Here is a 13,976-nt window from a genome sequence, read left to right as displayed (position 1 = left end):
CAGCCCCGACTCATGGACGGGGCCTCACGCAGGACCAGCCCGGACCGACACGGTCCGGGCTGGTGCGGGTCGTTCAGCGCCGCAGGCCGAGGCGCTCGATGAGCGCGCGGTAGCGGTTGATGTCGACCTTCTGCAGGTAGCCGAGCAGCCGACGACGGCGCCCGACGAGCAGAAGCAGCCCACGGCGGCTGTGGTGGTCGTGCTTGTGAGCCTTGAGGTGCTCGGTGAGGTCCTTGATCCGCTGCGTCAGGACGGCGATCTGGACCTCGGGCGAGCCGGTGTCGCCCTCGTGGGTGGCGTACTCGGCCATGATGGACTGCTTCGTGGCAGTGTCGAGCGACACGTTGCTCCTCAGATTCTCGTTGCGCGGTGCGCCGGGGCATGTCCACCCGGGCTCTCTCGTTCCGCGGCCGGTCGTACGGCGTGCACAAGCCTACCAGTGCGGGAGGGTTCCCCCGGTCACCCTCTGTCGGAGGGCGACGAGAGCACGGTGCCGAGCACCCGGCGGACCTCCTGGACGTCGACCGCCATCTGCTCGAGCAGCGCGTCCACGGAGTCGAAGCGCAGCGTCGGTCGCAGCCGCTCGACGAGCTCCAGCGCGACCTCCTCGTCGTACAGGTCGAGGTCCGTACGGTCCAGGACGTACGCCTCGACACGGCGGTCGCGCCCGTCGAACGTCGGGTTGGTGCCGATCGACACGGCGGCGGGCAGGACCCGGTCCTCCGCGGCGACGGGCGTGCCGTCGTGCCGCCGCTCGCCGCGCCGCAGCCACCCGGCGTACACGCCGTCGGCGGGCACCATCCCGGTCGTCGCCCCCAGGTTCGCCGTCGGGTACCCGAGCTCGCGCCCGCGGGCGTCGCCGTGCACGACGACGCCGCGCACCCGGTGGTGGCGGCCGAGCACGTCCGACACCGCCCGCACGTCGCCGTCGGCGAGCAGCTCGCGCACCCACGTCGACGACCAGCGCCGGTGCGCCGGCGTCTCGTCCGGGGTCCCGCCCGGCCGCACGTCGTCGATGACGTCGACCTCGAACCCGTACCGCTCCCCCAGCTCCCGCATGGTCGACAGGTCCCCGGCGTTCTGCCACCCGAAGCGCACGTCACGACCCACCACGACGGTCCTCGCTCGCAGCGCTCCGACCAGGTACCGCTCGACGAACTCCTGCGGGCTCTGCCGGGCGAAGTCCAGCGTGTACGTCACGAGCAGGACGGCGTCGAGGCCCGTTGCCGCGAGCAGCTCGATCCGGTCGGTGTCACCGAGCAGCAGGGGTGGCGCGTCGTGCGGCCGGTGGACCTGCGCCGGGTGCGGCGTGAACGTCACCGCGACCGCGCGCGCGCCCACCGCCCGCGCGTCCTCCACCATGCGCGTCAGCACCGCGACGTGCCCGCGGTGCACGCCGTCGAAGTTGCCGAGCGTCACGACGGACGGCCCCCACCCCGTGGGCACCTGCGACACGTCGGTCCAGACCTGCACACCAGCTCCCGTTCGTCGGCCCGCCCGTCGCGGGGCCCGACGGACAAGCCTGCCACGCCGGACGGGCACGCACGCACGGCACAGCCCGACCCCGGGACTCCCCGGGGTCGGGCTGTGCGCGTCAGCGGCCGAAGCGCGGTGTCAGGTGCGCGCCGTCGGTCGCCGCCGTCCCGGCCGGGTTGGTGAACACCGCCCGGTACTGCGTGCCGTACGCCAGCGGCGTCACCAGGACCCGCAGGGTCGTGCTGTGGGCGAAGGGCACCGGGAGCCACGGCCCGCTGCCCCACCGGACCTGCCAACGGACCGTCGGCGTGGGGTTGCCGGACGCGCCTGCCGTGAACGACACGAACGTGCCGATGCGGCCCGAGACGTCCGCCGGGTGCTTCACGACCACCGGTGCCTGCTTCTCGACGAGCAGCCGTGCCACGTCCGTGGTCGCCGAGCCCGACGCGTTCGTGAAGACCGCGCGGTACTGCGTCCCGGCCTTCGCCGCCGTGGCCACCACCTGCAGCGTGGCCGCCGTCGCGCCGGGCACGTCACGCCACTTGCCGCCCTCCCGCACCTGCCACTGCACCTGCGGAGCCGGGACGCCGGACGCCGCGGCCGTGAACGTGGCCGTGCCGCCGAGCGCGACCGTCACGTCGACGGGCTGCGTGGTGATCGCAGGTGCGACCGCCACGACGCCACCGTCCTCCTGGTCCGCGGCGAACGACGCGACCCACGAGAGCGACGAGTTCCAGTTGATGGTGATCTCGTTGGACGCCCACGAGCTGATCTCGTCGAGGTAGCACGTCGCCGGTGCGCAGTCCTCCGGCAGCGTGGCCTGCATCGTCGGGTCCCACGTGCCGCGCATCGAGTTCGGCCCGCCGGCCAGCGAGCCCGGCGGCGGGTTCGGCAGCGACGGGTCGAGCTGCGCCGCGAACCAGCGGGAGTGCTGGTTCTGCGACGACACGGTGCCCCACCCGGTCACGTAGGACTGGTTGAGCGCGTTGCGCCCGAAGAGGTAGTCCAGACCCTCGAGGGTCCCGCGCAGGTACTTCTCGTCACCCGTGAGGTCGTACGCCGTCGCGACCACCACGAGGATGTTCGTCACCGACGAGTTGGAGCCCCAGTCGTAGCTGCCGCCCGTCGGGGAGTACACCGACCCCCAGGGCTGCTCCGCCTGCGCGGCGAGGTAGCGGTCCGCGCCGGCCACGACGGAGGCGCGCACGTCGGCGCGGTCCGGCAGGTCGTTGGGCACGGTCGCCAGCGTCAGACGGCCGAGAGCCGCCGTGCCGCCCCAGTGGAAGCCCCCGGGCCCGAAGACGTCACCCGTGTGGTGCGCGCTGGCCGTGAGGTCCGTCGCGTACCGGTCCTCCCCCGTGGTGACGTACAGCTCGGCCGCGGCCCAGTAGAACTCGTCCGTCACGTCGGAGTCGTCGTACGGCCCGCCACCGTCGCTGCCCGCCGCACCGGGCGCGTACACGTCGGGGTGCGCGAGCGCGGCCTCGTACGTGCTGCGGGCGGTCTCCAGCAGCGTCGCCGCGAACTGCTCGTCGTACTCGGCGAACAGGCGGGCCCCCTGCGCGGCGACCGCCGCGACGTTGAGCGTCGCCGCGGTGGACGGCCGGTGCAGCGAACGCGCCTGCGGGTCGTCGGCCGGGGCGAGCGGCAGACCCGTCCACCCCTCGTCGTGGATCTTGTGGTGCACCATGCCGGCGTACTCGCCGGACGGCGCGACCATCTTGAGCATCCACTCCAGCTCCCAGCGCGCCTCGTCGAGGACGTCGGGCACGCCGTTGCCGTGCTCGGGGAGGTTCAGCGTGCCGTCGTCCAGCGCACCGGCGCGCGCGCCGGCGGTGGTCAGCGTGCGCTCGTACGTCGAGAGCAGCTGCGCCACGGCGATGCCGCCGTTGACGACGTACTTGCCGTGGTCGCCGGCGTCGTACCAGCCGCCGGTGACGTCGAGCGTGTAGTCGCAGGTCCAGCCGTCGTAGTAGTCGCGCGGGCCGATGCACGGCACGGCGGTGTCGCCCTGGTTGGGCGCGACGCCCACGTGGCCCGCCTCGCGGGCGTACTCCTCACCGACGATCGAGGCCTCGATGTCGATGCCCGAGCGTGCGAGGTAGAAGTAGTTCAGCGCGTCGTAACGCAGCTGGGAGTACAGGCCCTCCGCGATGTCGAACGGGTGGCTCGTCTCGCCGTCGGCGACGAGCGTGAGGCCCGCGCCGGCCGTCTCGACGTCCGAGAAGTCGATGACGTGCACGTTCTCGCCGGACGACGCGTCGGCGCCCACGGGCTGCGACTCACCGGTCGCGACCTCGTCGCCGTCGGCGTCGAGGAGCTGCCACGCCACGGCGTCCGTCGCCTCGGTGACGAGCGTCGCCCGCTTCGGACCGAACGGCAGGTAGCCCACCTGGTTGACGCGCACCCGCGGGCCGGTGTCCGGCTCGTACGGCGGCGGTGGTGTGGCGGACGTGGTCAACGAGACCTCCGAGAGGCAGAACGTGTACGCCGCGGACTTGCCGAGGTGGATGGCGACCTGACCGGGCGCCTCACCGTCGGCGGGGAAGGCCAGGCCCGCGGTGAAGGGGTACGACAGTGTGGTCTGCTCGACGCCCAACGGGGCCGCCGACTGCTCGAGGACCATCCGGTAGGCCCCGCCACCCTCGCCGACGATCACCCGCACGGGGGTCGCCGGCTCGGTGCGCCCGGTCAGGGACAGGACGTAGTTCTGGCCCTCCTCGATGGGCAGACCGGTGAAGGACAGGCCCGCGTCCCAGGGGTTGGCGTTGCCGCCGGGGACCTCGACGCACATCTCCCCGTCGGCGAACGTCGGCTCGCTGGTGCCGTACAGGTCCCACGGGCCCAGGCCCTCGGCGAACGACGTGTGCGGCAGGAGCTCGCTGTCGCTGCTCAGCGCGACGTCGTCGAGGCAGAAGGTCCACGCCTCGTCGGTGAACCCACCGAGCTGGAAGGCGATCTGGCCCTCCGGGGACTCGCCGGTCGGGGTCGCGGGGTAGGACGCGGACGCGGTGAAGGTCTCCTCGACCGACGTCGCCTCGGACGTCAGTGCGGGCGTGGTGTCCAGCACGGTCCCGTAGGGGGCGCCGTTCTGACCCACGAGCGCGCGGATCGTCACGTCGGTCGTCGCGCTCGCCGTGTAGGCGAACGTGTACGTCGCGCCCTCCTCGACGGCCACGCCGTTGAGCACGACGCCCACGCCGTACTGGGCCGAGTCGGCCGGGACGTCCACGCACAGCGCACCGCTGCTGGTGTCGATGCCGCCGTCGGTCCCGTACGCGATCCACGCGCCGGGTCCGTCGTCGAAGCCGTCGTCGACCGCGACGGCGGGCAGCAGCCCGACCGCTGCGAGCACGCCCGCGCTGGTGATCGCTGTCGCCGCGCGCAGTGCGCGGCGCGTCCTTCGAGAAACCACGTCGTCTCCCCGTGTGTCGGGAGCGCTTCCAGACCTCGGCGTCCGGGGCGCTCGTCGTGCGACCGTCAGGGTAGGCGGGAAGCGGACGAACCGGAACCCCGGGGACGCATCCCCCTCGGGTCGAACCGTTTCGTACCTCTGTGACCAGGGGTCACGCGGGGCTGAACACCACCGCCGGCCGCAGCCGCACGCCGCGCCGCTCGACCACCGCGACGAGGCGGCCGTCGGGTCCGATGGCCGCGACCGGGCCCGCGGGCTCCTCCGCAGGGTCGATGCCCTGGCCGTACGACAGCGCGCGGGCGTCCGACTCGCTGAGCTCGCGCACCGGCAGGACCGCGCGGGCCGCGTCCGCCATCGGCAGCACCGGCACCGCCTGGTCGTCGGGCGTCGTGCCGAGGTCGTCCAGCGTGCGCGCCTGCGCGAGCCCGAACCCGCCCACGCGCGACCTGCGCAGCGCCGTCAGGTGCCCACCGACGCCCAGTGCCGACCCGAGGTCCCGCGCGAGGGCGCGGACGTAGGTGCCGGACGAGCACGTGACCTCGACATCCACGTCGAGCACCGGGAGCCCGTCGTCCTGCCCGGCGCGCACGTCGCGCACGGCGAACCGTGCGACGTGCACGGGCCGCGCCACGAGCGCGACCTCCTCACCGGCGCGCACGCGCGCGTAGGCGCGCTGCCCGTCGACCTTGATCGCGGAGACCGCGCTCGGCACCTGGAGGATGTCACCCGTCAGGGCGGCGACGTGCGCGTCGAGGTCCCCGCGCTCGACGTGCGACGCGTCGACCCGCACGACCGCCTCGCCCTCGGCGTCGTCCGTGGTGGTCGCGACGCCCAGCCGCACCGTCGCGCGGTAGTCCTTGTCGGCGCCCGTCACGTACGTCAGCAGGCGTGTCGCCCGCCCCACGCCGATCACGAGCACCCCCGTCGCCATCGGGTCGAGGGTGCCGGCGTGCCCGACCTTGCGGGTCGACGCGAGCCTGCGCACACGCGCCACCACGTCGTGGCTCGTCCAGCCCGCGGGCTTGTCGACCACCAGGAACCCGTCGTCGGCGGTCGGCCGCCGGGGCTCGACCGGACGCGGCTCGGCCGCACGGGAGTCGGCAGCGCGACGGGAGGACGGGGGCGTGGGGGGCACGCTCCCAGGCTATCGGCCGCGCCCGCACACCCGGCGCCCGCACACCCGGCGCCCGCACACCCCACCGGCCCGCGGACGGCCCGGGTACACGGGCCGTCGTCGCCCGCGACCTCGGCCGCTCTCACCCGTGACCTAGGTCATGGGTGGACGCCTCGCTCGGTCCCTAACGTGCGAGAGGTGGACGCACACGCGCCGCGGGACGACGAGGTCCCGCAGACCACCTCCGTGCGTCGGCCCTCGCGCCGACGCCGCGCCGCTGCCCCGCTCGCCGCCGGGGCCCTCCTCCTCGCGGGGTGCGCCGCTCCGCCGGGTGACGAGCAGTCGTCGACGGTGCACGGCGGTGAGGCGAGCCTCGTGCTCCCGGACCTCGGCGCGATGTCCGCCCTCGGCGGGGTCCCCGGCCGGACGCTGCTGACGCTCGGGCTCGTCGTGTGCGCGCTCGGGCTGGTCTTCGGCGGCGTCACTCTGGGCCGCCTGCGCCGGCTGCCCGTGCACGACTCGATGCGCCAGGTGTCCGAGCTCATCTACGCCACGTGCCGCACCTACCTCGCGCAGCAGGGTCGGTTCCTGCTCATGCTGTGGGCGTTCATCGCCACCGTCATCATCGTCTACTACAAGGCACTCGTCGGCTTCGGCTGGGGCAAGGTCGGCATCGTCGTCGCCTTCTCCCTGATCGGCATGGCCGGCTCGTTCGCCGTCGCGTGGTTCGGCATCCGCGTCAACACGTTCGCCAACTCGCGGACCGCGTTCGCGTCGCTGTCCGGACGCCCGCTGCCCGTGCACCGCATCCCGTTGCAGTCCGGCATGGCCATCGGCATGGTCCTCATCAGCCTCGAGCTGCTGCTCATGCTGGTGATCCTGCTGTTCCTGCCGCCCACCGTCGCGGGCGCGTGCTTCATCGGGTTCGCCATCGGCGAGTCCCTGGGAGCCGCAGGCCTGCGGATCGCCGGCGGCATCTTCACGAAGATCGCCGACATCGGCTCCGACCTCATGAAGATCGCGTTCCGGATCAAGGAGGACGACGCGCGCAACCCCGGCGTCATCGCCGACTGCGTGGGCGACAACGCGGGCGACTCCGTCGGCCCGTCGGCCGACGGGTTCGAGACGTACGGCGTCACGGGCGTCGCGCTCATCACGTTCGTGCTCCTCGCCGTCCACGACCCGGCGGTCCAGGCCGGGCTGCTCGTGTGGCTGTTCGTCGTGCGCGCCGTCATGGTCGTGGCCTCGGGCGCGTCGTACCTGCTCAACGACCGGTGGACGCAGCGCCGTTACGCCACCGCGGCACGCATGAACTTCGAGACGCCGCTGACGACGCTCGTGTGGCTGACGTCGGCCGTCTGCACCGGCCTGACGTTCGCGACGTCCTGGTACGTCATGTCACCGCTCGACGGCGCCGACGGGCTGTGGTGGAAGCTCGCCGCGATCGTGTCGTGCGGCACCCTGGCCGGCGCGCTCATCCCCGAGCTCGTCAAGGTGTTCACGTCGACCGGCTCGCGGCACGTGCGGGAGGTCGTCACGAGCTCGCGCGAGGGAGGCGCGTCGCTCAACATCCTCTCGGGGCTGGTGGCCGGCAACTTCTCGGCCTACTGGCTCGGCATGGCGATCGTCGCCCTGATGACGGGTGCGTACGGCCTGTCCGAGCTGGGGCTCGGTGAGCTCATGTCGGCACCTGCGGTGTTCGCGTTCGGGCTGGTCGCGTTCGGCTTCCTCGGCATGGGCCCCGTGACGATCGCCGTGGACTCCTACGGCCCGGTCACGGACAACGCGCAGAGCGTGTACGAGCTCTCGACCATCGAGGACCTGCCCGGGATCGAGCCGGAGCTGCGCCGCGACTTCGACCTCGCGCCCCAGTGGGACCGCGCCAAGCGGATGCTCGAGGAGAACGACGGCGCCGGCAACACCTTCAAGGCGACCGCCAAGCCCGTGCTCATCGGCACCGCCGTGGTCGGCGCGACGACGATGATCTTCTCGATCATCATGTCGCTCACGGAGGGCCTGACGGTCGACCTCGACCACCTGTCCCTGATGCACCCGCCGTTCCTGCTCGGCCTCGTCACCGGCGGCGCCGTCATCTACTGGTTCACGGGTGCCTCGATCCAGGCCGTGACGACGGGGTCGCACCGTGCGGTCGCGTACATCAAGGACACCATCCGCCTCGACGGCGTCACGCACGCGAGCGCCGAGCAGTCGCGCGAGGTGGTCCGGATCTGCACGCAGTACGCCCAGCGCGGCATGCTCACGATGTTCCTCGGAGTGTTCTTCACGACCCTCGCGTTCGCGTTCGTCGAGCCGTTCTTCTTCATCGGCTACCTCGTCTCGATCGCGGTGTTCGGCCTCTACCAGGCGATCTTCATGGCGAACGCCGGCGGTGCGTGGGACAACGCCAAGAAGATCGTCGAGGTCGACCTCAACGCCAAGGGGACTCCGCTGCACGACGCGTCGATCGTCGGCGACACCGTGGGCGACCCCTACAAGGACACGTCATCGGTCGCGCTGAACCCCGTCATCAAGTTCACGACGCTGTTCGGCCTGCTCGCCGTCGAGCTCGCGGTCTCGCTCCGCCACCAGGGTCAGGGCACGCTCGTGCTGGTGCTCGCGGTGGTGTTCGCGGCCGTGTCCCTGTGGTGCGTGCACCGCTCGTTCTACGGGATGCGCATCGACAGCTCGCACGACGGCGGGCCCGCGCCCCTGCCCACGGAGCCGGACGACGACAGCGCACCGGGAACCTCGCTCCCGAGCGTCACCGCGCCGGGCGACACGGCGGACGTCTCCGACGACGGCTCACACGAGGTCGAGGACGACGCGCCCAGCGACGTGCCCGACCAGCCCCCGACGCCCGTACCTGCCCGGTGAGGGGCATGACCATGCAGATCGCGATCGCGTACACCAACCCCGTCGGCCTGCCCGTCCTCGACGAGGACGGGCGGGTCACCGGCCACGACGCGGGGGCCACGCTCGTGCGACGGCTCCTGCGGGTCTTCCCGGACGCCGTGCTCGTGGGGCACGAGGCCCGCAGCGGGCCCGTACCGGTCGTCCCGCTGGCGGACCTCGACACGGACTCGACCGTGGTCCTCAACATGGACGTGCTCGACTCCCCCGACCTGTGGCGCAGGCTGGCCCGTGACGGCGGCGAGCCGAGGATCATGAACTTCCTGTGGTGGAACGTCGCGACCCACCACACCCACCGCGTCGCCCGGTCCTCGCTCGCGCTGTCGTGCGCGCTGTTCCCGACGTTCGCCAACTCCGAGCGCACGGCGTCCGAGATCCGCGAGGTGGTGCGCATGTTCACGGTGCCGCCGCTCGCGGAGCGCGCGGTCATCGCATGGGTCGACCTCGGCATCCGCCTCGAGCACGTGCAGCCCCGCACGCCCACCGACGTCCCCGTGGTGCTGTACCCCGCGATCTACCTGTCGGAACGCAAGCAACCGCGCCTGTTCGTCGACGTGGTCGAGCAGGTGCGGGCACGCACGCCGCTCACCGTGGAGATGCGGCTGCACGAGCAGCACCTCGTGAGCGAGCTCGCGATGCGGTTCTCACGGCACGACTGGACGTGGGTGGGCCCCCTGACGTCCGACCGCGAGTCCTACTGGCAGGCCCTGTCACGCACGACGGCCTTCCTCGCGACGTCGGTCGACGAGTCCTACGGCTTGGAGTACGTCGAGGCGCTCGTCGCCGGCGCGGTCGGGGTGTTCCCCGACCTCGCATGGGCGCGGGCCATCCTGCCGACCCGCTACCCGTTCCTGTACGGCGACCCCGCGCAGGCGCAGGCCATGCTGCTGCGAGCGGTCGAGGACACGGACGGCTGCCGCGAGGAGCTCGACGCGTGCGTCGGAGGCGACTTCCAGGGGTGGTTGCGTGGACGGCACGACGACGACGTGTTCGAACGGGCGATCGCCGAGCGCGTGCGCGAGTGGTTCGCCTGAGGCTCAGTCCTGGGCCGTGTCGGCGTCCTCGGGGCGCCGGTACGGGTCGGCGTCACCGGCGTACCGCGCGGCCGCGGCGAGCCGTGCGACCTCGGCGTCACGACGCGCTGCCTCCGCGAGCGCCTCCTCGAGGTGCGCCGCCGTCTCCGGCACCGCGTCGAGGTGGAACGCGAGCGTCGGAGTCAGGCGGATGCCCGTCTGCTTGCCGACCTCGGAGCGGATGAGCCCCTTGGCGCTCTCGAGCGCCTGGGCCGAGCCCTGCCGGGCCTCGTCGTCGCCGAGCACCGTGTAGTACACGTCCGCGTGCTGCAGGTCACCGGTGACACGCACGTCCGTCACCGTGACGAACCCGAGCCGGGGGTCCTTCACCTTCGTGTCGATCATCTGCGCGACGACCTGCTGGACCCGCTCCGCCAGCTTGCGTGCCCGCCCTGAGTCGGCCATGGTCCTGCCTTCCTTCCAGCCCTCGAGCACGCCGGCCCGGGGGTGTGACGACTGACGAGGGGTGGCCGCAGGGAGCGGCGCGCCAGGCCGTGGCCCGTCGCGCCGCTCCCCGAGGCCGCCCGGGGGTGAGCCGGTCGGCTCACCCCCGGGCAACAGCACTCACTTGCGCGGCTTCTCCCGCATCTCGAACGTCTCGATGACGTCCTCGACCTGCAGGTCGTTGTACGACCCGAGACCGATACCGCACTCGAAGCCCTCGCGGACCTCGGTCGCGTCGTCCTTGAACCGCTTGAGGGACTCGATCGTCAGGTTGTCCGCGACGAGCTTGCCCTTGCGGAGCACGCGCGCCTTGGTGTTCCTGCGGATCTCGCCCGAGCGCACGATCGACCCGGCGATGTTGCCGAACTTGGAGGAGCGGAAGACCTCGCGCACCTCGGCGGAACCGAGCTGCACCTCCTCGTACTCCGGCTTGAGCATGCCCTTGAGGGCCGCCTCGACGTCGTCGATCGCCTGGTAGATGACCGAGTAGAAGCGCACGTCGACGCCCTCACGGTCCGCCAGCTCCTCGACACGCGGCGCCAGCTTCACGTTGAAGCCGATGATGATCGCGTTGTCGACCGTCGCGAGGTTGACGTCGTTCTGCGTGATCGCACCGACACCGCGGTGGATGACACGCAGGTCGACCTCGTCGCCCACGTCGATCTTGAGCAGCGCGTCCTCGAGCGCCTCGACGGCACCCGACACGTCGCCCTTGAGGACCAGGTTGAGGGTCTCGACCTTGCCCTGCTGCAGCGCCTGCGTGAAGTCCTCGAGGCTGATGCGCTTGCGACGCTTCGCCAGGAGGGCGGCACGCTCGGCCGCCTCGCGCTTCTCGGCGATCTGCCGAGCGGTGCGCTCGTCGGGTGCCACGAGGAACGTGTCACCCGCGCGGGGCACCGACGACAGGCCGAGGACCTGCACCGGACGCGCCGGGCCGGCCTCGGAGACGGTCTCGCCGTGCTCGTCGAGCATGGCGCGCACACGACCGTGGGCCGTGCCGGCGACGATCGCGTCACCGACGTGCAGCGTGCCGGACTGGACCAGCACCGTCGCGACGGCACCGCGGCCCTTGTCGAGGTTGGCCTCGATCGCGACACCACGCGCGTCCTTGTTCGGGTTGGCACGCATGTCGAGCGCGGCGTCCGCCGTGAGCAGGACCGCCTCGAGCAGCTCGTCGATCCCCATGCGCTGCTTGGCGGAGACGTCGACGAACATCGTGTCGCCGCCGTACTCCTCTGCCACGAGGTTGTACTCGGTGAGCTGCTGGCGGATCTTGTCGGGGTTGGCCCCCTCCTTGTCCACCTTGTTGACCGCGACGACGATCGGCACGTTGGCCGACTGCGCGTGGTTGAGCGCCTCGATCGTCTGGGGCATCACGCCGTCGTCCGCCGCGACCACGAGGATCGCGATGTCGGTGACCTGGGCACCACGCGCACGCATGGCGGTGAACGCCTCGTGACCCGGGGTGTCGATGAACGTGATCGCCCGGTCGACGCCCTCGTGCTCGGTGCGGACCTGGTACGCACCGATGTGCTGGGTGATGCCACCGGCCTCGCCCGCGACGACGTCCGTGGAGCGGATGGCGTCGAGGAGCTTGGTCTTGCCGTGGTCGACGTGACCCATGACGGTGACGACGGGGGGACGTGCGACGAGGTCGTCGTCGCCCTCCGCCTCGAGCTCGGCGTCGAGGTCGATGTCGAAGGCCCCGAGCAGCTCGCGGTCCTCCTCCTCGGCCGACACCATCTCGATGATGTAGCCCAGCTCGGTCGCGAGCGTGCCGAACGTGTCCTCGTCGAGCGACTGCGTGGCCGTGGCCATCTCACCGAGGTGGAAGAGCACCGTCACGAGCGACGCGGGGTTCGCGTCGATCTTGTCGGCGAAGTCGTTCAGCGACGAGCCGTGCCGCAGGCGGACGACCGTCTTGCCGTTGCCGCGCGGGACGGACACGCCGCCCAGCGACGGCGCCTGCATCTGCTCGAACTCCTGGCGCTTGGCGCGCTTCGACTTCCGTCCGCGGACGGGCCGACCCCCGGCGCGACCGAACGCGCCCTGCGTGGAGCCGCGACCGGCACCGCCGGGACGACCGCCACCGCCGGGACGACCGGCGAAGCCGCCGCCGCCCGCACCGGGACCGGCACCGCCACCGGGACGACCGGCACCGCCGCCGGCGAAGCCGCCGCGACCAGCGCCGCCACCACGACCGGCCGGAGCCGGACGCTCACCGGGACGACCGACACCGCTCTGCGTGCGGCCGGGCATCATGCCCGGGTTCGGACGCGGCCCACCGGGACGCGGCCCACCGGGACGCGGCCCACCAGGACGCTCCCCCGCCGCGGCCGCGGGTGCGCCCTCGGCCGGTCGGCGCTCACCGGGGCGGGGCATGCCCTGCGACGGCGCGAACGGGTTGTTCCCCGGACGCGGGGCGCCGGAGCGCGGCCCGCCGGGACGCTCGCCCTGGCGGGGCATGCCCTGCGCAGGAGCGAACGGGTTGTTGCCCGGACGTGCCGGGGGACGCGGCGCACCGGGACGGGCACCGCCACCCTGGCCGCCGGCCTGGGGGGGACGCGGCGCACCGGGACGAGCACCCTGTGCGGCCGGCGCAGGACGCGCGGCCGGGGCAGGTGCCTGCGGGGCAGGTGCCTGCGGCGCGGGCGCCTGTGCGGCGGGTGCCTGCGGAGCAGCGGCCGGCGCTGCGGGTGCCTGCGGGGCGGGTGCCTGCGGGGCAGGTGCCTGCGGTGCGGGCGCCTGCGGTGCGGGCGCCTGCGGAGCAGCGGCTGGCGCCGGAGCTGCGGGGGCCGGGGCTGCGGGCCGCGCGGCGGCCGGCGCGGGCGTGCCACCGGACGGGGCGGGAGCCTTGGGGGCAGCGGGACGTGCGGGCGCAGCGGACCGGCTGCTGCCGGACCCGCCGACCGGGTACGTGTCGCGCAGCTTGCGCACGACGGGGGGCTCGATCGTCGATGACGCCGAGCGGACGAACTCTCCGAGCTCGTTGAGCTTGGTCATGATGGTCTTGCTGTCGACCCCGAGCTCCTTCGCGAGCTCGTAGACGCGGACCTTGGCCACATCTCTCCTGTCCTGGCCCGCCCTGGACAGGGTCGGACCGTCGTTAGTGCTGGGTACTCATCGCTGGGTACTCATCGGTGCGTGCTCATCGGGTCGCCATCGGCTTCCAACCCGCTTCCCTCATCGACGGTCGGCACCGGAGTCGACTCCGGCACCGTGGTGCTGTGCTGTGGCTGGACCTGCGCGGCGAGCCGCGACACGGCGCGCTCCACGGCCTCGGTCCCCAGGGGGCCCGTGTACCGCAGCGCCCGTCCGAACGCCCGCCGTCGTACGGCGAGCTCGAGGCAACGCTGGTCGGGGTGCAGCCACGCACCCCGGCCCGGCATCCGGCGGCGCTCGTCCACGACCGGTGCGGGATCACCCGCTCCGACGTCGGACAGCACCACCCTCAGCAGAGCCGACCTGTGGCCGGTCGCTCGGCACCCCACGCACGTGCGGACGGGACCCGGTTCGAGCACCGGAGGCGCGAGATCGGGGGTCC

At 72.6% G+C, this 13,976-nt stretch carries 9 protein-coding genes; 2 read left to right on the top strand and 7 right to left on the bottom strand.

Features of this window, described 5'->3' with window-relative positions:
• Positions 1 to 73: 73 nt before the first annotated feature.
• The 4 genes from rpsO to truB all read right to left on the bottom strand — a co-directional run bounded on the left by rpsO (position 74) and on the right by truB (position 6,026).
• Positions 74 to 343 (bottom strand): 30S ribosomal protein S15, encoded by a 270-nt coding sequence (rpsO, locus tag NP048_RS07540; RefSeq protein WP_013116749.1) that lies wholly within the window; start codon positions 341 to 343, stop codon positions 74 to 76.
• A gap of 116 nt (positions 344 to 459) precedes the next feature.
• Positions 460 to 1,473 (bottom strand): bifunctional riboflavin kinase/FAD synthetase, encoded by a 1,014-nt coding sequence (locus NP048_RS07535; protein ID WP_227577584.1) that lies wholly within the window; start codon positions 1,471 to 1,473, stop codon positions 460 to 462.
• Positions 1,474 to 1,594: 121 nt separating this feature from the next.
• Positions 1,595 to 4,891, bottom strand: coding sequence for a glycoside hydrolase family 9 protein (locus NP048_RS07530; RefSeq protein WP_227577583.1), 3,297 nt, complete (start codon positions 4,889 to 4,891; stop codon positions 1,595 to 1,597).
• 151 nt (positions 4,892 to 5,042) lie between these two features.
• Positions 5,043 to 6,026, bottom strand: coding sequence for a tRNA pseudouridine(55) synthase TruB (gene truB, locus NP048_RS07525; protein WP_372456825.1), 984 nt, complete (start codon positions 6,024 to 6,026; stop codon positions 5,043 to 5,045).
• A gap of 177 nt (positions 6,027 to 6,203) precedes the next feature.
• Between truB and NP048_RS07520 the strand changes: the two genes are divergently transcribed.
• The gene (locus tag NP048_RS07520) at positions 6,204 to 8,879 is read left to right on the top strand and encodes a sodium-translocating pyrophosphatase (RefSeq protein ID WP_227577582.1); all 2,676 of its coding nucleotides are present in this window, start codon (positions 6,204 to 6,206) and stop codon (positions 8,877 to 8,879) included.
• A gap of 5 nt (positions 8,880 to 8,884) precedes the next feature.
• Positions 8,885 to 9,949, top strand: a complete 1,065-nt coding sequence (locus NP048_RS07515; RefSeq protein WP_227577581.1) for a glycosyltransferase family 1 protein — start codon at positions 8,885 to 8,887, stop codon at positions 9,947 to 9,949.
• A 3-nt stretch (positions 9,950 to 9,952) separates the two neighbouring features.
• Here the strand turns inward: NP048_RS07515 and rbfA are convergent, their stop codons facing one another.
• The 3 genes from rbfA to NP048_RS07500 form a co-directional block, all read right to left on the bottom strand.
• Positions 9,953 to 10,393, bottom strand: coding sequence for a 30S ribosome-binding factor RbfA (gene rbfA / locus NP048_RS07510; RefSeq protein WP_227577580.1), 441 nt, complete (start codon positions 10,391 to 10,393; stop codon positions 9,953 to 9,955).
• Positions 10,394 to 10,552: 159 nt separating this feature from the next.
• The gene (gene infB / locus NP048_RS07505; protein WP_227577579.1) at positions 10,553 to 13,495 is read right to left on the bottom strand and encodes a translation initiation factor IF-2; all 2,943 of its coding nucleotides are present in this window, start codon (positions 13,493 to 13,495) and stop codon (positions 10,553 to 10,555) included.
• 71 nt (positions 13,496 to 13,566) lie between these two features.
• Entirely contained in the window at positions 13,567 to 13,878 is a 312-nt protein-coding gene (locus tag NP048_RS07500; protein WP_372456824.1) for a YlxR family protein, read from the bottom strand.
• Between the last annotated feature and the right edge of the window lie 98 nt (positions 13,879 to 13,976).

This window comes from Cellulomonas xiejunii (assembly GCF_024508315.1).
GTDB lineage: Bacteria > Actinomycetota > Actinomycetes > Actinomycetales > Cellulomonadaceae > Cellulomonas > Cellulomonas xiejunii.
This window is presented reverse-complemented; position numbering and strand designations above follow the sequence as displayed.

Coding starts and splice junctions, on each gene's coding strand:
- NP048_RS07515 (WP_227577581.1), top strand. CDS start 8,885: ATGACCATGCAGATCGCGATCGCGTACACCAACCCCGTCGGCCTGCCC.
- rbfA (WP_227577580.1), bottom strand. CDS start 10,393: ATGGCCGACTCAGGGCGGGCACGCAAGCTGGCGGAGCGGGTCCAGCAG.